This is a genomic window from Flavobacterium sp. ACN2, from assembly GCF_002303885.1.
GTDB lineage: Bacteria > Bacteroidota > Bacteroidia > Flavobacteriales > Flavobacteriaceae > Flavobacterium.
In genome coordinates, this window is the sequence record NZ_MRCM01000005.1 from 16,038 (window position 1) to 35,954 (window position 19,917).

Annotated in this window: 27 protein-coding genes; all 27 read left to right on the forward strand. The window is 33.0% G+C overall.

What is annotated here, in order from left to right; translation table 11 throughout:
• The first annotated feature begins 74 nt into the window (after positions 1 to 74).
• The 27 genes from truA (at position 75) to BSF41_RS07345 (ending at position 19,879) form a co-directional block, all read left to right on the forward strand.
• A complete protein-coding gene (gene truA / locus BSF41_RS07215; RefSeq protein WP_095928830.1) occupies positions 75 to 809 on the forward strand; it encodes a tRNA pseudouridine(38-40) synthase TruA in 735 nt (244 codons plus the stop codon).
• Between the two features lie 151 nt (positions 810 to 960).
• Positions 961 to 2,715, forward strand: a complete 1,755-nt coding sequence (locus tag BSF41_RS07220; RefSeq protein WP_095928831.1) for an ABC transporter ATP-binding protein — start codon at positions 961 to 963, stop codon at positions 2,713 to 2,715.
• A gap of 180 nt (positions 2,716 to 2,895) precedes the next feature.
• Positions 2,896 to 3,186: a ubiquitin-like protein gene (locus BSF41_RS07225; RefSeq protein ID WP_253251775.1), complete on the forward strand. Its 291-nt coding sequence runs from the start codon at positions 2,896 to 2,898 to the stop codon at positions 3,184 to 3,186.
• A 444-nt stretch (positions 3,187 to 3,630) separates the two neighbouring features.
• Positions 3,631 to 4,215 (forward strand): NUMOD4 domain-containing protein, encoded by a 585-nt coding sequence (locus BSF41_RS07230; protein ID WP_095928832.1) that lies wholly within the window; start codon positions 3,631 to 3,633, stop codon positions 4,213 to 4,215.
• Positions 4,216 to 4,611: 396 nt separating this feature from the next.
• Entirely contained in the window at positions 4,612 to 6,000 is a 1,389-nt protein-coding gene (gene lpdA / locus BSF41_RS07235) for a dihydrolipoyl dehydrogenase (protein ID WP_073416603.1), read from the forward strand.
• A gap of 192 nt (positions 6,001 to 6,192) precedes the next feature.
• On the forward strand, positions 6,193 to 7,071 hold the full coding sequence (locus tag BSF41_RS07240; RefSeq protein WP_095928833.1) for an AraC family transcriptional regulator: 879 nt from the start codon (positions 6,193 to 6,195) through the stop codon (positions 7,069 to 7,071).
• A 70-nt stretch (positions 7,072 to 7,141) separates the two neighbouring features.
• A complete protein-coding gene (locus BSF41_RS07245; RefSeq protein WP_095928834.1) occupies positions 7,142 to 7,984 on the forward strand; it encodes an SDR family oxidoreductase in 843 nt (280 codons plus the stop codon).
• Positions 7,981 to 8,364 carry a DUF5367 family protein gene (locus BSF41_RS07250; protein ID WP_095928835.1) on the forward strand — a complete coding sequence of 128 codons (384 nt, stop codon included), beginning with the start codon at positions 7,981 to 7,983 and terminating at the stop codon, positions 8,362 to 8,364. Before BSF41_RS07245 ends, BSF41_RS07250 begins: the two co-directional genes overlap by 4 nt.
• Positions 8,365 to 8,528: 164 nt before the next feature.
• The gene (locus BSF41_RS07255; RefSeq protein WP_095928836.1) at positions 8,529 to 9,119 is read left to right on the forward strand and encodes a hypothetical protein; all 591 of its coding nucleotides are present in this window, start codon (positions 8,529 to 8,531) and stop codon (positions 9,117 to 9,119) included.
• Between the two features lie 323 nt (positions 9,120 to 9,442).
• Positions 9,443 to 10,192 carry a DUF2314 domain-containing protein gene (locus tag BSF41_RS07260; protein WP_095928837.1) on the forward strand — a complete coding sequence of 250 codons (750 nt, stop codon included), beginning with the start codon at positions 9,443 to 9,445 and terminating at the stop codon, positions 10,190 to 10,192.
• A gap of 166 nt (positions 10,193 to 10,358) precedes the next feature.
• On the forward strand, positions 10,359 to 10,865 hold the full coding sequence (locus BSF41_RS07265; protein WP_095928838.1) for a YgcG family protein: 507 nt from the start codon (positions 10,359 to 10,361) through the stop codon (positions 10,863 to 10,865).
• A gap of 108 nt (positions 10,866 to 10,973) precedes the next feature.
• Positions 10,974 to 11,621 (forward strand): suppressor of fused domain protein, encoded by a 648-nt coding sequence (locus BSF41_RS07270; RefSeq protein WP_095928839.1) that lies wholly within the window; start codon positions 10,974 to 10,976, stop codon positions 11,619 to 11,621.
• A 13-nt stretch (positions 11,622 to 11,634) separates the two neighbouring features.
• Positions 11,635 to 11,973: a n-acetylglutamate synthase gene (locus BSF41_RS07275; protein WP_095928840.1), complete on the forward strand. Its 339-nt coding sequence runs from the start codon at positions 11,635 to 11,637 to the stop codon at positions 11,971 to 11,973.
• 14 nt (positions 11,974 to 11,987) lie between these two features.
• The gene (locus tag BSF41_RS07280) at positions 11,988 to 12,401 is read left to right on the forward strand and encodes a GNAT family N-acetyltransferase (protein ID WP_253251776.1); all 414 of its coding nucleotides are present in this window, start codon (positions 11,988 to 11,990) and stop codon (positions 12,399 to 12,401) included.
• 40 nt (positions 12,402 to 12,441) lie between these two features.
• Positions 12,442 to 12,834 (forward strand): DUF1801 domain-containing protein, encoded by a 393-nt coding sequence (locus BSF41_RS07285; RefSeq protein WP_095928841.1) that lies wholly within the window; start codon positions 12,442 to 12,444, stop codon positions 12,832 to 12,834.
• A 100-nt stretch (positions 12,835 to 12,934) separates the two neighbouring features.
• Positions 12,935 to 13,309: a YdeI family protein gene (locus BSF41_RS07290; RefSeq protein ID WP_095928842.1), complete on the forward strand. Its 375-nt coding sequence runs from the start codon at positions 12,935 to 12,937 to the stop codon at positions 13,307 to 13,309.
• Positions 13,310 to 13,529: 220 nt separating this feature from the next.
• Positions 13,530 to 14,210, forward strand: a complete 681-nt coding sequence (locus BSF41_RS07295; protein WP_095928843.1) for a DUF4919 domain-containing protein — start codon at positions 13,530 to 13,532, stop codon at positions 14,208 to 14,210.
• Positions 14,211 to 14,345: 135 nt separating this feature from the next.
• Complete coding sequence (locus BSF41_RS07300) at positions 14,346 to 14,888, forward strand: DUF2975 domain-containing protein (protein WP_095928844.1); 543 nt, start codon at positions 14,346 to 14,348, stop codon at positions 14,886 to 14,888.
• Between the two features lie 10 nt (positions 14,889 to 14,898).
• On the forward strand, positions 14,899 to 15,105 hold the full coding sequence (locus BSF41_RS07305; RefSeq protein WP_057116634.1) for a helix-turn-helix transcriptional regulator: 207 nt from the start codon (positions 14,899 to 14,901) through the stop codon (positions 15,103 to 15,105).
• 79 nt (positions 15,106 to 15,184) lie between these two features.
• Positions 15,185 to 15,778, forward strand: a complete 594-nt coding sequence (locus tag BSF41_RS07310; RefSeq protein WP_095928845.1) for an NAD(P)H-dependent oxidoreductase — start codon at positions 15,185 to 15,187, stop codon at positions 15,776 to 15,778.
• Positions 15,779 to 15,802: 24 nt separating this feature from the next.
• Positions 15,803 to 16,243, forward strand: a complete 441-nt coding sequence (locus BSF41_RS07315) for a hypothetical protein (RefSeq protein WP_095928846.1) — start codon at positions 15,803 to 15,805, stop codon at positions 16,241 to 16,243.
• A gap of 105 nt (positions 16,244 to 16,348) precedes the next feature.
• Positions 16,349 to 16,834, forward strand: a complete 486-nt coding sequence (locus tag BSF41_RS07320) for an SRPBCC domain-containing protein (protein WP_095928847.1) — start codon at positions 16,349 to 16,351, stop codon at positions 16,832 to 16,834.
• A 102-nt stretch (positions 16,835 to 16,936) separates the two neighbouring features.
• A complete protein-coding gene (locus BSF41_RS07325) occupies positions 16,937 to 17,833 on the forward strand; it encodes an NAD(P)H-binding protein (RefSeq protein WP_095928848.1) in 897 nt (298 codons plus the stop codon).
• Between the two features lie 12 nt (positions 17,834 to 17,845).
• Positions 17,846 to 18,760 (forward strand): AraC family transcriptional regulator, encoded by a 915-nt coding sequence (locus BSF41_RS07330; protein WP_095928849.1) that lies wholly within the window; start codon positions 17,846 to 17,848, stop codon positions 18,758 to 18,760.
• A 43-nt stretch (positions 18,761 to 18,803) separates the two neighbouring features.
• Positions 18,804 to 19,214, forward strand: a complete 411-nt coding sequence (locus tag BSF41_RS07335; RefSeq protein ID WP_095928850.1) for a hypothetical protein — start codon at positions 18,804 to 18,806, stop codon at positions 19,212 to 19,214.
• 4 nt (positions 19,215 to 19,218) lie between these two features.
• Entirely contained in the window at positions 19,219 to 19,431 is a 213-nt protein-coding gene (locus BSF41_RS07340) for an ArsR family transcriptional regulator (RefSeq protein WP_095928851.1), read from the forward strand.
• A 79-nt stretch (positions 19,432 to 19,510) separates the two neighbouring features.
• Positions 19,511 to 19,879, forward strand: coding sequence for a nuclear transport factor 2 family protein (locus BSF41_RS07345; protein WP_095928852.1), 369 nt, complete (start codon positions 19,511 to 19,513; stop codon positions 19,877 to 19,879).
• Positions 19,880 to 19,917 lie beyond the last annotated feature (38 nt).

Below are 19,917 nucleotides of genomic sequence, written 5' to 3' on the forward strand. Positions count from 1 at the left end.
CTTAGAATCTTAGCGCCTCAGAACCTTAGTATCTTTTTCATACCTTTGCAACTCTGAACCTTTGAACCTCAACAGTGAGATATTTTATTCAATTCGCTTATAACGGAACACATTATCATGGCTGGCAAATACAGCCAAACGCTTCTTCAGTTCAAGAAACTTTAAATAAGGCTTTTTCGGTTTTATTAAATGAAAGCATCAGCATTATGGGGGCTGGAAGAACAGATACTGGTGTTCATGCAAGCGAAATGTTCGGCCATTTTGATACAGAAAAAAAATTAGACATTCCGGTTTTAATTCACAAACTGAATTCTTATTTACCAAAAGATATTGCGATTTTTAATATTATTCTAGTTCACGATGATGCGCATTGTAGATTTGATGCTACAAAACGAACTTACGAATATCATATCAATACAGTAAAAAATCCGTTTTTACAGGAATTGAGCTGGTATCTTACACAAAAGTTGGATGTTGCTCTGATGAATGAAGCAGCGCAGTTGCTACTGAAGCATACCGACTTTCAATGTTTTTCAAAAGTTAACACTGATGTAAACACATTTGATTGCACGATTTTTGAGGCATACTGGAAACAAGAAAACGAAAAACTGATTTTTACCATTTCAGCAAATCGTTTTTTAAGAAATATGGTTCGCGCTATTGTGGGCACTTTGATCAATATTGGTTTAAAGAAAATAACTTTAGCTGATTTTGAAAATATCATTGCCAGCAAAAGCAGGGAAAAAGCAGGATTTTCGGTTCCGGCACATGGTTTATATTTGACCAATATTTATTACGATTACATTTAATAGCCCTGATTGAAGTGAAAAGCTTTTTTGAAAAAAATATAGTTTTTGTAATTTTTATGGAGCGACCAACGGAAGCTTTATAAAAATTAAACAAAAACATATTTTTGAGAAAAACTTGTAACGGAAAGCAGGAAACAGCTCCTAAAAACAAATGAAAGCAAAAGCATTCGATACAGGATTATTCAAAAGAATTTTAAAATACACACGACCTTATAAATGGCGTTATTATGGCGTAATCATATTTGCCATTTCGCTGTCTATCTTCGCTGCACTTCGCCCCTATTTACTAAAAGAAACGGTCGATGGCTACATCAAAACTCATGATAAAATGGGATTGCTGATGTATATCGTTTTAATGGGAGTAGTTTTACTGATGGAGGTCTTCTCTCAATTTTACTTTGTTTATTGGGCCAACTGGCTCGGACAAGATATTGTAAAAGATATTCGAACTAAACTTTTTAAACACATTTTGAGTTTCAGAATGAAGTATTTCGATTTAGTTCCAGTTGGCCAGCTGGTTACTCGCGCTGTTTCGGATATTGAATCGATTGCCCGTATTTTCAGTCAAGGTTTGTTTATGATTATAAGCGATTTGATGAAAATGGTCGTGGTACTTATTTTCATGTTTTATATGAACTGGAAACTAACCTGGATCGTTGTAGTTGCAATGCCTATTTTGGTTTACATTACCAGAATTTTCCAACGTAAAATGCAAGTGGCTTTTGAAGAAGTTCGAACGCAGATTGCCAATATGAACTCTTTTGTACAAGAGCGCGTGACGGGAATGAAAATCGTACAGCTTTTTAACCGCGAAAAAATTGAAGCTGAAAACTTTAAAGAAATCAACAACAAACATAGAGTTGCTTGGATTAAAACGATTTTATACAACTCCATCTTCTTCCCGATTGCCGATATTATTTCGTCTATTACTTTAGGTTTGGTGGTAGTTTATGGCGGATTCAGAATTTTGAATGGAGATCATTTTACGACTTTTGGCGATTTGTTTTCGTATACCATGTTTATCGGAATGCTGTTTAATCCATTGAGACAAATTGCGGATAAATTTAACGAGATGCAATTAGGAATGATTGCTGCCAATCGTGTTTTTGACATTATTGATACACAAGATCACATTCAAGATACAGGAACCATTGAAGCGCCTGTTTTTGATGGAAGAATTGATTTCAAAGACGTTCGTTTCAGCTATATTCCAGAAGAAGAAGTCATAAAAGGTATTGATCTTTCGGTTTCTGCTGGACAGACCGTGGCGATTGTAGGTTCTACAGGAGCAGGAAAATCTACTATTATTAATTTATTGAATCGTTTTTACGAAATCAATAGCGGAACAATCTGCATTGATGGAGAAAATATCGAAAACTACACTTTGGCTTCTTTAAGAAAGCAAATTGCTGTTGTTTTGCAAGATGTATTTTTGTTTGCCGATACGATTTATAATAATATTACTTTACACAATCCAGAAATTACTCGAGACAAAGTAATTGATGCAGCAAAAAAAATTGGAGTTCATGATTTTATTATGAATCTGCCTGATAATTACGATTTTGATGTAAAAGAGCGAGGCGTTATGCTTTCGTCTGGACAGCGTCAGCTTATTGCTTTTTTACGTTCTTATGTGAGCAACCCAAGTATTTTGATTTTGGACGAAGCAACTTCTTCTATCGATACGTATTCTGAAGAAATGATTCAGCGTGCGACAGAAACAATTACAAAAGGAAGAACTTCGATTATTATTGCACACAGACTAGCAACAATTGTAAATGCCGATAAAATTGTGGTGATGGACAAAGGTTTGATTGTCGAACAAGGCACACATCAAGAACTACTTAATAAAACAGATGGCTATTACAAAAACCTGTACGATTCACAATTTTCAGTAGCTAATTAGCCTTGAGAAATTACTTACATACTTAATTTTCAAAATCTTACAAAAAATTAAATCAATAAAAACACGATTATTCATTGTATTTAAGAAAAAATGAATTTATCACCTGTAAACAATTTTAGTTGTATTCTTACAAATAAATAAGTAAGTTTGAGGAATAAATAATCATTTTTAAAAAATCCTATGAAAAAAAAATTACTTTTTATCGTTTTCTTTTTAGCATTTTCGCTTAATGCGTTCTCGATGCAAATTTTTGTAAAAACTTTGACTGGAAAAATCATAACAATTGAGATTGAAAGTTCAGACACTATTGATAATCTTAAAGCTAAAATATTCGATAAAGAAGGAATTAAACCTGAGTGCATAAGATTAATATTTGCAGGAAAACAACTTGAAGACGGTAGAACACTATCTGATTATAACATCCCAAAAGAAAGCACAATACATGCAGTTATAACTTACCCTTGTCCGTAATTTTAATTAATTTATTAAAAAAATAAAATTGTATTGATTAGATTTTAAAAATAACTTTCAATACACTACTACAATAAAAGGGTTTGACTTTAAAAAAAGTCAAATCCTTTTTCATATATACAGTAAAAATTAATTCTGATTTTACTTCAAGCCCAATCTGACACAATTTTTATCAGTTAAAAGGACCTTAATAATTTCAAAAATTGGCTAAACCAGTAAATTAATAATTATTTAGCTATAAATTGATGCTTGTTTCTTAAATTAAAAAACTGCAGTATTCATAAATTGTGATTTAAAATCCGACTAAAAACTATCAAAAACGCTTTAAAACGTTAAATTAGCGTTATAGAAATCATAAAATTGCCCTTTCACAATCAGTTAGATAGCAAAAATTTTTGGTTTATTCTTTATCTTTGAGAGTATAGAAATCAAATGTAAAAGACAATGCCACAAAATAGATTTTATCCTGATGAAAAATTCAAAGAAATAGAAATAAATGCCTCATTACAATTAAGATATGCCATTTCGAACAGAGGAAGACTAATCAGTTTTACCGACGATATTGAAAACGGACGCATTTTAAAAGGAGGTTTAAGCGACGGATATCCAACTTTCCGTTTTAAGGTTAAAAAAGACGATAAAATCGTAAATAAATATCTCTTCTTATATAAATTAGTGGCTCAGTACTTTATTCCAAAAGATTCTGAAGATCAAACCTATGTTTTGCACTTAGATTACAACAGAGCAAACGATGATGTGAGTAATCTTCGTTGGGCAACCAAACAGGAAATGATGGCGCACAGCCGTAAAAGCCCGCGCGTTATTCAGGCAAAAAAGAACTTAATTGAACATAATCTTAAAGCAGACGGACGAAAATTAACGACCACAAAAGTGATGTTAATTAAAAAAATCCTTGCAAGACCTGAACAAAAAACACGTCTTAAAATGATTGCCAAACAATTCGGCGTAAGCGAAATGCAAATTAGAAGAATTGCCAGCGGAGAAAACTGGGGACACGTTAAGATTTAGTTTTTAATTGTGAATGGTAAATTGTGAATGGTAAATTATTAATTCATAACTCATAATTATAAGCCACAGATTATACAGATTAACACAGATTTTTTAAAATCATTTTAATCCTAATAATCTGTGGCTTATTTTTTATTTTTTTTAAGGCACTTGTCTCTAATTACTAAGAACTAATCACTAAATCTTAAAAATCACTTCATAATTCACAATTTACAATTCACAATTAGTTCGCTTTCTGTGAAAAGACCAAAATCTATGTCTTTAAAAACAAAATTTCAAGTGTTCATATAAAATAAATCCTTAAATTCGCAATCACAAATAACAAAGAAAAAATCGAAAGATGAGTTTCGGAAATACAAACTTCATTTTCGATAGTTAATACTAAAAGCAAAAAAAATGAAATACGACGTTATTGTTTTAGGAAGTGGTCCTGGAGGATATGTAACAGCGATTAGAGCTTCACAATTAGGCTTTAAAACTGCTGTAGTAGAAAAAGAAAATCTAGGTGGAGTTTGCCTTAACTGGGGATGTATCCCAACAAAAGCGCTTTTAAAATCTGCTCAAGTTTTTGATTACCTTAAACACGCTTCTGACTACGGATTGAAAGTTTCTGAATTTGATAAAGATTTCCCTGCAGTTATTCAACGTAGCCGTGGTGTAGCTGAAGGAATGAGCAAAGGTGTTCAATTCTTAATGAAAAAGAACAAAATTGACGTTATCGAAGGTTTTGGAAAATTAAAACCAGGAAAAAAACTTGACGTTACTGATAAAGACAATAAAGTTACAGAATACAGCGCTGATCACATTATCATCGCAACTGGTGCTCGTTCTCGTGAGTTGCCAAACTTACCTCAAGATGGTGTAAAAGTAATTGGATACCGTCAGGCAATGACATTGCCAACTCAACCAAAATCTATGATCATTGTGGGTTCTGGAGCAATTGGAGTTGAGTTTGCTCACTTCTACAACTCAATGGGAACAGATGTTACTATCGTAGAATTTATGCCAAACGTAGTTCCTGTAGAAGACGAAGATATCTCAAAACAATTTGAGCGTTCTTTGAAAAAATCAGGAATTAAAGTAATGACTAACTCTTCTGTTGAGCGCATTGACACAACAGGTGCAGGAGTTAAAGCTTTTGTTAAAACGGCAAAAGGAGAAGAAGTTTTAGAAGCTGACATCGTACTTTCTGCAGTTGGAATCAAAACAAACATTGAAAACATCGGATTAGAAGAAGTTGGAATTGCTGTTGATAGAGATAAAATCTTAGTAAACGCGTACAACGAAACTAACATTCCAGGATACTACGCAATTGGAGACGTTACTCCAGGTCAAGCTTTAGCTCACGTAGCTTCTGCTGAAGGAATTAACTGTGTAGAAAAAATTAAAGGTTTACACGTAGACCCAATCGATTACGGAAACGTTCCTGGTTGTACTTACGCAACTCCAGAAATCGCTTCTGTAGGTTTAACAGAAAAACAAGCAAAAGAAAAAGGTTACGAATTAAAAATTGGTAAATTCCCATTCTCAGCTTCTGGAAAAGCAAAAGCTGCTGGAAATGCTGATGGATTCGTAAAAGTAATCTTCGATGCTAAATACGGAGAATGGTTAGGATGCCACATGATTGGTGCTGGTGTTACAGATATGATTGCTGAAGCAGTTGTAGCTCGTAAACTAGAAACTACAGGTCACGAAATCCTTAAATCTATCCACCCTCACCCAACAATGAGCGAGGCTGTTATGGAAGCTGTAGCTGATGCTTACGGCGAAGTAATTCACTTGTAAAAATATACCGTTTTACGGTTATATATAATTCTCAATTTAATAAATCCGATTTGTGAAAACAGATCGGATTTTTTTGTTTAATACGCTCTATAAGATAAAAACATTTAAAGCAAAGTCAGTTTTGTATATTTGATTAGATTTAAGCATTTAAAAATTTTCTAATTGACTAATTTTCTAATTGACTAATTAAAAATGACCACCGATATCATAGAAGTAAATAATTTCATTGTCCTCATCGAACAATCCAATTCTGACAAAGAATTTGTGCAACAATGCGAGATTGATGGTGATGCAGTAGGTTTTGCTTTTTATGGTTCTGGAAATGTAGAATTGGAAATTAAACACAACGATCAAACAAAATATCTAACAAACACAACTGGCTTAGCAATTTCTTTCTTTGGAAATCAAAAAGTTTCTTTTTCGCATAAAATTGCTCCCGAAAAACCTTTACAATCTATCAGCATTTTTGCGAAGCTGAAAACCCTGCAGACATTACCAAAAGAAGAAAGAGAAATCTTTGAAAAACAACTGCCTGAATTAGTACATCCATCGGCACATTTTGTAAAAGGCCCAACGCTTTTTATGACACTCGAAATGCAATTGGCCGTTCAAAAAATATTCAATACCACGTATTCTGGCAATACAAGATTATTATTTTTAAAAAGTCAGGTGAATGAATTACTGGCGCATTATTTTGCACTGCTTTCTACAGAAAAGAAAACAGATTTAAGCGAAAAAGACAAAGAAAAACTTTTTCAGGCAAAAGATATCGTTAGCACAAACTATTCAAAACCACCTACTATTACAGAATTATCTAAACTAATTGGTTTGAACAGCAGTAAACTCAAAAAGAACTTTAAAGAACTTTTTGGAATTCCAGTTTACAAATACATTCACGAAGAAAGGCTCAACAAAGCTTACGAATTACTTTGCAACAGCGAAAAAACAGTACAAGAAACTGCATGGGAAGTGGGTTACGAAAGCTTAAGTTCATTCTCTAACGCTTTTCAGAAAAAATTTGGATCAAGACCAAACGAAGTCAAAAAACAATTCTTTTCAAACAAATCTTAATTCCTTTCAGACAAATCTTTTCATGTTGATGTGTGCAACTTTGTATCATCATTAATTAAAATCATTAATCATGAAAACAAAGAAAATTTTAGTACTGGGAGGCAACGGAAAAACCGGTCGCAGAGTTGCAGCATTATTAGAAACACAAAAAGACGTAGAAGTGAGAATTGGTTCGCGATCTGCCACAATTCCTTTTGATTGGGAAAAACCAGAAACATGGTTAAATGCCCTGCAAGACATTGATACTGTTTACATCACATTTCAACCCGATCTAGCAGTACCAACAGCACCAGAAATCATTCAGAAGTTTACAACTCTTGCTACACAAAATGGAGTAGAAAAAATGGTTCTTCTTTCTGGAAGAGGCGAAAGAGAAGCGCAAGTTTGTGAAGAAATTGTAAAAGAAACATCCAAAAATTGGACGATCGTAAGAGCATCTTGGTTCAATCAGAATTTTAGCGAAAGTATTTTTTTAGAACCTGTTTCAGCTGGATTTGTGGCACTCCCAAAAGCCGATGTTCTCGAGCCTTTTACTGATGCGGATGATATTGCGGAAGTAGTCACAGAAGCACTTTTACACGAAAAACATAATGGTAAAACTTATGAATTAACTGGTCCTCGCCTGCTTAATTTTGAACAAGCTGTTTCTGAAATAGCAAAAATTACAAAAAGAGAAATTATTTTCCAAGCAGTAGAACTTGAGGATTATGTGAAGATGCTTCGCGAATATCAGGTTCCTGAAGATGAAATCTGGCTTGTAAATTATTTATTTACAGAAGTACTGGACGGACGAAATTCTTATATTACAAATGATATTGAAAAAGTTTTAGGCCGAAAAGCAATAGATTTTACCGAATATGTTTTAAAAACATCAAAAACTGGAATTTGGAACAAAGTAAACCAGCTGTCATGAATTATCGGAGAGCAGTTTTATCGGGCATAATACTCTGGAGTTGTATAGCTTTAACCTTTTTTATTCTAGAACACATACCTATTGTAAAAGATTCTTTAAACATACAAACAGCATTAATCTGCATTTTAATTGTCTTCTACGCTATTCTTGGAGCTTCATTTTATTATAAAAAAGGAATTTCGACATCAGGAATTCCAATTGGATTCATAATGTCTTTAACTGCTATTTTATTAGATATTTTAATCTTTGTTCCATTTGTAGAAATTCCAAAAGGACATAGTTATCAGGATTTTTTCAGTAATCCTTTGTTGTGGATTCTTGCCGTTTTAAATGTTTTAACGGTTTATTTTTATTGGAAAAAGAGATTTGAAAGTAAATAAAACATAAACTTATTTTAGATAATCCGATTTGTGAAAGCAAGTCGGATTTTTTTTTCCTTTTTCTCTTTAAACTTTTATAGTTTTTGCAAATTAGGATTTTAAAATTTTAATACTATTTTCGCACCAAAATTAATCTAACCAATTACAAAATAACAAATACTTGTATGAAAAAATTAATCCTATTTATAATCTTAGGAATAACTATTAATGCTAAGGCTCAAGAAGCTAGCGTAGAAAAATCAATCTTTTCGGCACAAACAGGTTTTGCCGGAATTTGGCTTAACAACGAATTAAAACTTGCTAATTCAATTGCTTTAAGAAGCGAAATTGGTATCGAACATGATTTTGCAGTTGGAGATCATTATGATGAAGCTGGTTTTATATTACAACCCGTAATTACAGCAGAGCCAAAATTTTATTTCAATCTGAAAAAAAGAAACGCTAGAGGAAAAAACATTTCAAATAATAGTGGTAATTATATTTCTCTTAAAACAAGTTACCATCCAGATTGGTTTGTCATTAATTTAGATGATAATATCACTAAAAATGCAGATTTATCTATTACACCAACATGGGGAATGAAAAGAGCAATTGGAGATCATTTTACTTACGAAGCCGGTGCAGGAATAGGATATAGAATGGTATTTATTAAAGCAAATTCTAATTTTGGAAATGCACAAAGTGTAGATAATTTTGATTACACAAAGGAACAATTCTTGCTTTATTTTCATTTGAGAATAGGCTATACTTTTTAAGAAATTAACTTCTAATTTTTATACAATCCGATTTGTGAAAACAGATCGGATTTTTTTATGTAATAAATAGAATCCCCCCCTTTTTTGTCATTTCGACCGAAGGGAGAAATCTCCATAAGTAGCTCGAAAAAGATTAATAAAATCTTTGCAAATAACTTTACTTTTCGGAGTTTCTTGCGGAGATTTCTTCCTTCGCTCGAAATGACAATGCTTTGTCTTAAAAAAGCTTTACTTTTAAATTAAAACCTCAAAATAATTAAATATCATTTTCCTTAAAGTCATAAAAAGATTACTTTTATAAATCATTATAAATATCCTTTTTTATGGAAGAAACAAAAATATTCTACGCCGACGGAGAAGATCCAAAAATGATCGAAGCTTATAAAAGAGCACAAGAAACCTTTAAATATTTCTGGAGAGAATTATCTTGGGAATACAGAAGAATAGTTCCAGGATTGGATGTTGCTTGTGTAAAATTAGCTTTCACTCAAGATATAGACGACGAAACGATCGTAGAACATATGTGGATTAACGACGTAAACTTTGACGGCGAAATGATATACGGGATTTTAGTAAACGATCCCAATGACTTAACCAATGTCAATAATGGAGACGAGATTGCAATTCCGATCAATCAAATCAGTGATTGGTTATTTGCAAGTCAAGGAAAAACATACGGGGCTTTTACAATACATGCCATGCGCTCAGAAATGGACGAAGACGAAAGAAAAGACCACGACGACGCTTGGGGCTTAGAGTTTGGAGATTACAATGATATTCTGGTTGTTACAAATCAGAAAGACAAACCAGAAAACTTGGTAGAGCATCCGATGAGTATCAATATGAAAGAAAGTCTCATCGAATTCTTAAAAAACAATCCAGAAGAAATAGAAGCGCAAGACGATTTAGGCTACACTTTTTTGCATCGTGAAGCTATTGCTGGAAATCAAACTTCTGTAGAACTCATTTTAAAAGCTGGCGCAAATCCAAATGCAAAAACCAATAGCGGAAAAACAGCTTTAGATTTTGCCAAAGAACTCAAATGGGATCATTTAATACCTTTGTTTCAATAAAAAATTTCAAAATCCGATTTACCAAAAGTAGATCGGATTTTTATTTAAGAAACTGCTTTTCAAAAAAGAATATTTTTTCATTTTAAAATCAAAACTGATCATTTTTTCATCTGTTTACAATAAAGAATGTGCTACTTTTGCAGCACCAAATCTAACATGCCATAGAATGAAAAAATTATTCTTTACGCTTATACTGTTATCTTCAGTTTTATCTGCCCAAACCAAAACCGACACCGATTTTGCTTCCCGTTTAAAAAGCACTTTTTCCCAATCTACAGACTGTGTCAATGACTTCGAAAAAGTCTTAAAACCAGCAGAACTTCAATCGTTAAACACTACCCTTAACGCTTTCGAAAAAAAACACCTTTACAAAATTGTAGTCATAACAACTCCTTCTGTTGAACCTTTTAAATCTTTTGACGAATTTGCAGTAGATCTTGACAAATTTTTATCAAAAGACCCGCGATTAGATCCAACCCTTTTAATTGTTGTCAGCAAAACATTAAGGCAAATTCAGGTTCTAAGCGTCGATTTTATAAAATACAAGTTAAATGCTGAAGACACACAAAACATAATCAGCACCTACTCTATTCCCGAACTTAAAAAAGGAAACTATTTTAAAGCTTTAGAACAGGCTTCAAATGAATTCATGAAAAAATTGCTACAGCAATAAATACATCAAAATCCGATTTGCGAAATCCAAGTCGGATTTTTTTTTAATGTGTAGAAACTAATAGTTAGAAAAAGACTTATTTTAGTGTAAAAATAAGTTTTACTAGAAATGGAATTAGAACAATACAAAAAAGAATTTACCGAAGATGACGCTGTTGGCTGGTTAGAAATTGATAAAGAATTTGAACGTCTTTATCCGAATCAGGAACCCAAACATTTTGCTCCAGCAATTAGTTATATGCTTGGCGGAGAACATCCGCTTGACGGCGTAAGCTATTACAAAAGCAAAAATCAAGAAGATCATTACCATTTTATTACTTACGGCTTTTCTGAATTGTATTATAATGAAGAAAAAGCAAACGGAGAATTTAGCAAATGGGGATTTGAACTTACTTTTAGATTAAAACCTTATGAAGCCGATAACGGAAATCCGAGCTGGGCTGTGGCTTTGCTTCAAAATATAGCCAAATATGTATTTGACAGTGGAAATTGGTTTGAAGAGTTTCATTACATGCCAGCAAACGGACCAATTCGACTAGACACTGAAACCGATATTACGGCATTAATTTTTGTAAATGATCCGGAAGTTCCTAAAAAACAAACGCCACATGGCGAAGTTTCATTTTTACAAATCGTCGGCATAACTTCTGCTGAATATGAACACATTAAGGAAAACCCAGAAAAGGTTGAAGCATTAGTCCATAAATTAAAAGAACACAATCCATTATTAATTACCGATTTGAATCGAAAAAGTTAATTTGCAAACCAGAATGATTAATTACAATAACAAAATCTTCAAACCTGTAAGCAACAGCGAAAACGGAGAAACCTCTAGTGAAACTGCATTTCATTATATACAGGAAGGAAACATTTTAACTTCTGAATATTCTGGAGGAAAAATCGTTAAAGGTCATTTAATTGGTTTGGTTGACGGCGCGGGAAATATCGAAATGAGATATCATCAAGTGAATGAAAAAGGCCAATTAATGACTGGTTTCTGCACTTCTAAACCTGAAATTTTAGCAAGCGGAAAAATTAGGCTTCACGAAACGTGGCAATGGACTTCTGGAGATTTATCTAAGGGAAATTCTATACTTGAAGAACAATAAATGCAATTTCTAAAATGACGATTATAAGAGAATCAAGAGATAGCGATTTACCTCATTTAAGAGAATTATTCTTAAACGAAAGACGGCGCACATTTACAGAACAAGATCTGTCAGAATTTGAATTAGACGATTTTGACAAGCAAACGCAAGGCGAATATATTTTAGCGGCTCTTGTAAACAATATTCCGGTCGGATTTATTTCGATCTGGAGGCCAAACAATTTCATTCATCATCTTTACGTTGATGTTAAACATCAAGGAAAAAACCTTGGTACAGAATTATTAAAAGCAGCCATCTTAAAAACCTCATTTCCAATTACCCTAAAATGCCTTACAAGCAACATTAAAGCAATTGAATTTTATAAAAAAAAAGGGATTTGTAGAAAAATCGAGAGGAAATTCGAGCAACGGAACTTATATTTTATTTGAGTTGACCAAAGAGGTAAAATAACCCTAAAATGCTGAATACATGAGCCCGATTCAAGATTACAACAATTCTCAGACAGCAGAAAACAAAGAAATCTGCGATCTTCTTTTGGCGATTATAAATGAAAATCTTTCTGATGCCGAAAGCAAAATCTGGCATGCGCATCCTGTTTGGTTCCTAGACGGAAATCCGATTGTGGGTTATAGCAAATTAAAAGATTCAGTTCGATTGCTTTTCTGGAGCGGACAATCTTTTGACGAAGAAAAACTTCAAAACGAAGGTTCGTTTAAAGCTGCCGAAATGCGCTACACAAATAGCAATCAAATAAACGAACAAGACTTAAAACGCTGGCTAGAAAAAAGCAGAGAAATTCAATGGGATTATAAAAACATTGTCAAACGAAAAGGCGAACTGCTTCGAATAAAGCCACTTTAAAAAAATCAATTATCTAATTTTCAATATTTTATCTTTAATTTTACTACTGACATACTGTTGTCACAAAGGCATTTTACCTTTATAAAATAAAACTAAAAAAATGGAAACTAAAGATGGAAAATTAGCCGTTTATGCCCAAAATAGACAAGATTGGCGCAATTGGCTTGAGACAAATAGCCAGACAGAAAAATCGGTTTGGTTAATCTTATATCATAAAAAAAGTCAGACAGAAAGCGTAAATTTAATCGAAGCAACCGAAGAAGCACTTTGTTTTGGTTGGATTGACAGTCTCTGCAAAAAACGCGATGCCGAAAGCTATTATCTTACCTTCTCACACCGAAATCCGAAAACCAGCAAATGGAGCAAACCCAATATTGAAAGAGCCGAACGTATGATTCAGCAAAATTTAATGACAGAACACGGTCAGAAAGCAATCGATATTGCAAAAGAAAAAGGAAAATGGATTACCGAATAATGTAGAAAATAAAATTCTTACTTACTAGGGCGTGTCCCTCCGGGTCAGGCTGTCCGCTATATTCCCGATTAACAAAAACTACGGCTAAAAAGCCTTGTTTTTCTAAATCGGGAGATGCCGCTCTCATCCTTCACGCATCTGGCATCCATAAGAACACTTTTGTTCTTATATAATTTGTACATTAGTAAGATCAGAACTACAACCAAAAACACACCACATCATGCTAAAACAAATTTTTATCCTTCTTATTTTTTGCTTCGGAATTCAAGTGCATTCACAAGAAATTGGTTTTACAACTCCAGATTATAAATCCATTGAAAAAGAAATCAACGACAAAAATTCAAAATTTTTCTATCCTAAATTAATGGAAAGACTCACGAAAAATGATACGCTTTTATCGTATGACGAATACCGCCATTTGTATTTAGGCTATGTTTTTCAACCCAAATACAATGCCTTTTGGAAATCGCCAGACGAGGAACAGCTTCGCAAATATTATGACAAAGAAGAACTCGAAGCTTCAGATTACGATGAAATAATCAAATTGTCCAATCATACCTTAAGCGAATTCCCATTTGACTTAAAACAGCTCAATTTCCTTACTTACGTTTATCACTTAAAAGGAGACGAAGCATCTGCAAAAATTGCTTCTTTTAGATTTCACAGCATTATGAATGTCATACTTTCTTCTGGCGACGGAAAAAAATGCGAAACTGGTTTTCATGTCATAATGGTCGAACACGAATACATTTTGCTCAATCTTTTTGAAATTGAATCTAAAGGACAATCGCTCGTTGATAATTGCGATTATCTGAGCTTCGAGAAAGGCGTTTATAATGTAGACGGTATTTATTTTAACATCGAAAAAATGCTTGAAAACGAAAAGAAAATGCTTCGATAATAGAATTTAAAAAACAAAACATTCAAGCTTCAGCAAATTTTAATGTTGAAGCTTTTTTTTGATAAAAACTATTTATTTATTGTTTATCAATAAATTTTTATTATTTTAGCAGCATAACTTATAATCTTGAATAGCATGGAAATTAAAATTGGAACACCACAGATTCTAAAAATCCTGAATATCGTGTCATGGATTATTTTTATTGGCTTATGCGTAGAAGCCGGCATGTATCTTTTTAACGGAATTTATACTATGACGATAAATTCCTACAATGCTCGATTTCTTCATTTACTTGACTTATATAATTACAGTCCTAGTTTTTATATTCAAGAAATATGCTTTATCAGCATTGTGGCAATCTTAAAAGCCATTATGTTTTATCTGATTGTAAAAATGTTACATGAGAAAAAATTAAACATCGAACAGCCTTTTACTGCCGAAATGGGCCGTTTTATATCTTATCTTTCTTATCTCGCTTTCGGAATTGGTTTGTTTTCCTTCTGGGCATTCAAATTCAACAATTGGTTAATTATTAAAGGCGTAAAACTTCCTTCTTTGGAATCACTTAATCTTGAAGGCCACAGCATTTGGATCTTTATGGCTATTGTAATGTTTGTTGTGGGACAGATTTTTAAAAGAGGAATCGAAATTCAATCTGAAATTGACTTAACTATTTAAACAAAAAATTATGCCCATTATAGTAAATTTAGATGTCATGATGGCAAAACGAAAAATGTCATTAAACGAACTTTCAGAAAAAGTAGATTTAACCTTGTCTAATCTTTCCATTCTAAAAACTGGCAAAGCAAAAGCAATTCGTTTCAGTACGCTAGAAGCTATCTGTAAAGTTCTTGATTGCCAGCCCGGCGATATTTTAGAATTTTCTGAAGAATAATTTCATTTCGATTTAATTTGTATTTTCGTGTAAATCAGATTGAAATTTCAAAACAATTATAAATCTAAAAAATCTGAAAATGAACATTCTCATTGTTTACGCACATCCGAGCAAAAAATCGTACACTTTTCAAGTTTTAGAAAGATTGAAACTAGCCTTGAATACTGAAAAATGGAATGTAGAAATCTCCGATTTATATGCGTCTAATTTTGTGGGTGATATGTCTGAGGAAGAATACGAACGAGAAGGTTTTGCCAAAACAGAACTTCCTATTTCTACAGATGTTTTAGCAGAACAAGAAAAAATAGAAAAAGCAGACTGCATTATTTTTCTGTACCCTGTTTGGTGGAGCGATTGTCCTGCAAAATTAAAAGGTTGGTTTGATCGTGTTTACTCTGTTGGATATGCGTACGGACAAAGCGAAACGGCTAGAAAAATGAAAACCATTCCGTACGGTCTTGTACTTTGCACAGCGGGTCATCCGAATGAATTCTTGCATGAAATTGAAATTGCACAAAGCATGGAAAAAATTATGCTGGAAGACCGACTTGGAAAACGTTTTACGCATAAAGAAATGATTATTCTAGGCGGAACATTGGAGCTAGAAAATGTTATGTCAATACATTTTGAGCTTTTAAATAAAATTCCTCAAAAAATTAAAGCAATACTATAAACCTTAAATTTTACTTTATAAAAAATGGAACTAGAAAATAATGCAGAAAAATCAGTTTTTGAAGAAATCCCAACAGAAAAAATATACTCAGAAAAAGCCATAAGAATAGGAACATTTTTTGCTGGTCCATTAGTTGCTGGGTATTGCATTTCAGAAAATTTTAAAGTTTTTAATGACTTTGAAAAAGCCAAAAACACTTGGATTATAACCATCATATCCATGATTGCAATTATTCCGCTTATTTTTATTATTCCAGATAATTTTCCTAGTTTCCTTTTTCCGTTACTTTATTTAACGGTCTCTTCTTATTTTTTGAAAAAATTCCAAGAACAGAATATTCAAAAACATATTCAAAATGGAGGTGAAACTTTTGGAGGATGGAGAGTCACTTTGATTGGTTTGTTAAGCATCATTGTTTTTTTCGGAATCATAATTAGTGTAGTCTTATTAACCGAAAATGCTTAATAATTTTTCTTGTCTGAAACACCCCTTAAAATTGTCTTTTAAACACCTTAATCAATTGATTTTTAGATTGTAAATTTACTTTACTAATTTAAAAATCAATTGATTATGAATACTCAAGATTTTACCACAACAATACTTGTCACTCAATCGCCAGAAGAAGTCTTTAAAGCCATACAAAACGTTAAAGACTGGTGGTCTGAAGAAATTGAAGGAAAAACAGCAAATGAAGGAGACGAATTTAAATACCATTATGAGGACGTTCATCGCTGTAAAGTCAAATTAATTGAAGTAATTCCGAATCAGAAAATCGTTTGGCTGATTGAGGAAAATTATTTCAGCTTCACCCAAGACGATACCGAATGGACCAATACTACTGCTGTTTTTGACATTTCGAAAGAAAATGACAAAACGAAACTAGTTTTTACCCATGTGGGTTTAGTGCCAGAATATGAATGTTTTGAAGTTTGCCAAGCAGGATGGACCAATTACATTGAGAATAGTTTGAAAAAACTAATTGAAACAGGAAAAGGTCTGCCAAATGCTACTGGAAAACCGCAAATTGAAACCGAAAGAAAATTATCCGAAAAATAAAACCACATTTCATACTATTATTTTAGACTACGTCAATCATAGATTTGGCTAAATCTCTTTTGCTAATGCTTCGCAACTTTGTATCAACAAAAAAATAATAGTATGAAAATTATAATTACAGGTTCTCTAGGGAACATTAGCAAGCCTTTAGCGAAAGCTTTATTAAAAGAAAACCATCAAATTACAATAATTGCAAGCAGTAGCGAAAGAAAATCGGAAATCGAAAATCTTGGAGCTCAAGCCGCAATTGGATCTGTAAATGATGTCGATTTTTTAACTCAAACTTTTACAGGTGCAAATGCCGTATATTGCATGATTCCACGCGCGAATTATTTTGATCCAAATCTTGATTTAGATGCTTTTACGCGTACAATTGGAAATAATTATGCAGAAGCTATCGCAAAATCTGGCGTAAAACGAGTAGTCTTTTTAAGCAGTATTGGTGCACATTTACAACAAGGTTCTGGAATTATTCAGCGTTATAATGAAATCGAAGCGGTTTTGAATAAACTTTCAGATGTTTCCATTACATTTATGCGTCCGACTTCTTTTTACTACAATTTGCTGGCTTATATCCCGATGATTAAAAACCAAGCCATTATAGCTGCTAATTATGGAGCGGACCAATTGATTCCGTGGGTTTCTCCAAACGATATAGCCGAAGCAATTGCAGAAGAACTTACAACTCCGCTTGACGGAAAAAAAATACGTTATGTTGCGAGCGAAGAAGTCTCTGGAGATGAAACGGCGAAAATTTTAGGTCACGCCATCGGAAATCCAGATTTAAAGTGGAAATTAATATCTGACGAAGAAACACTAAACGGATTAATTGCTGTTGGGATGCAACCTAAAATCGCAAAAGGTTTGGTAGAAATGTATGCTGCACTTTACAGTGGTTTGCTAAGTGAAGATTATTACCAAAATCGTCCTGCCGTTTTAGGAAAAACAAAACTGGCAGATTATGCAAAAGAATTTGCTGCCGTTTTCAATCAAAATTAATTACCTTGTAGTATGGCAAATCAGCAACCACTTCGATTTAAGACAATAAGCGAATTTCATGATTTTAGAGATTTGCCAAAACCCGAACATCCTTTGGTAAGCGTTTACAATTTTGAAGATTTAAAATATCTAAATAACGAAGAACCAAAAAGCTTAATGCTGGATTTTTATTCGATTGCTTTAAAAAGAAATGCCAACGCAAAAATGCGATATGGCCAACAGGAATACGATTTTAAAGAAGGTGTTTTAATTTTTCTTTCGCCAGGACAAGTTTTTTCTATTGAAGGAAATGCTGAAATGCAACACACAGGATGGTCATTATTGATTCATCCTGATTTTCTTTGGAATACGCCGCTTGCTCATAAAATCAAACAATACGACTACTTTGGTTACGCGGTCAATGAAGCGCTACATCTTTCTGATAAAGAAGAGAATATGCTCATTGATATTATTAAAAATATTCAGCAGGAATACCAATCTAATATCGATAAATTCAGTCAAGACGTTATTATTGCACAAATTGAATTGTTTCTCACGTATGCAGAACGATTTTACAACAGACAATTTATTACCCGAAAAATAAGCAGTCATCAGATTCTCGCACGATTAGAAAAACTTTTGGAAGACTATTTTACCGACGACACTTTAAAACAAAAAGGGATTCCAACAGTTCAATTTATTGCCGAAAACCTAAATGTTTCTCCCAATTATCTCAGCGCATTATTAAAAACGCATACGGGTCAAAGCACGCAACAGCATATTCATAATAAATTGATTGAAAAGGCAAAAGAAAAGCTTTCTACCACTACTCTATCTATCAGCGAAATTGCATTTGAATTGGGTTTTGAGCACCAGCAATCCTTTAGTAAATTATTTAAAACAAAGACAAACACTTCACCTTTAGAATTCAGACAATCATTTAACTAATTGCTTTATTTTTCATACATTCGTTAGGTAAAAAACGAAAATCATGAATCCATTTTTAAGAAATACTTTGGCTGTAATTGCAGGTCTTGTAATTGGCAGTATTGTTAATATGAGCATCATTTTAGTAAGCGGCTCTATAATTCCAGCACCAAATGGTGCAGACGTTACTACTACTGAAGGTTTAAAAGCAACCATGCATTTATTTGAGCCAAAGCATTTTCTTTTTCCATTTTTGGCGCACGCCATCGGAACTTTTGCAGGAGCATTGACAACCGCTGTTGCTGCAATTACACACAAAACAAAACTGGCTTTCGGCATTGGAGGTTTCTTTTTATTTGGTGGTCTTGTTACAATTTTCACTTTACCTACTCCTCTTTGGTTTGGTTTAGTCGATTTAGTTTTTGCTTATATTCCAATGGCGTATTTAGCTTCTAAAGTTGCTGTAAAAAAATGAAATCATGGAAAATCAAAAAAAGATAAAACCAGCCAAAAAATGCTATGAACATCTTGGGGGTAAATTGGGAGAATTGCTTCTAGAAACTTTTGCCGACAAAAAATGGATTGCCAAAAATAATCCCGAAGAGAAGCATTTTTACATAACAGAATTGGGTGAAAAAGAATTTGCTCAACTTGGTATTGATCTTAGCAAAATCAAATCGGAAGCCATTTAATTTTATAAATTTCCTTTTCTTTTCTACAAAATTTGTAGCACTTTATTTCATAACTTAGTTTGCTTTTAAATCTTGAATCATGACTAAGAAAGAAATCGCTAAAAACTTCCTGAAACTGGCAGCAAAAGGACATTCTCACGAAGGTTTTCGATTATATGTCGGAAAGAATTTCAAACATCACAACGCCTACTTCAAAGGCGATGCAGATACCTTAATGCTTGCCATGGAAGAATCTGCTAGAACAAATCCGAATAAGATTTTTAAAATTCATCATGTTTTAGAAGATGGAAACTTGGTTGCTGTGCATTCACATCTTAAACAAACGCCTTCAGACATTGGTTTTGCCGTTGTGCATATTCTAAAATTCAAAGACGACAAAATCGTGGAATTCTGGGATTTAGGCCAACCCGTTCCAAAAGATTCTATTAATACAAATGGAATGTTTTAAATTAATGGTGAATTATTAATGATCAATTATTAATTCAA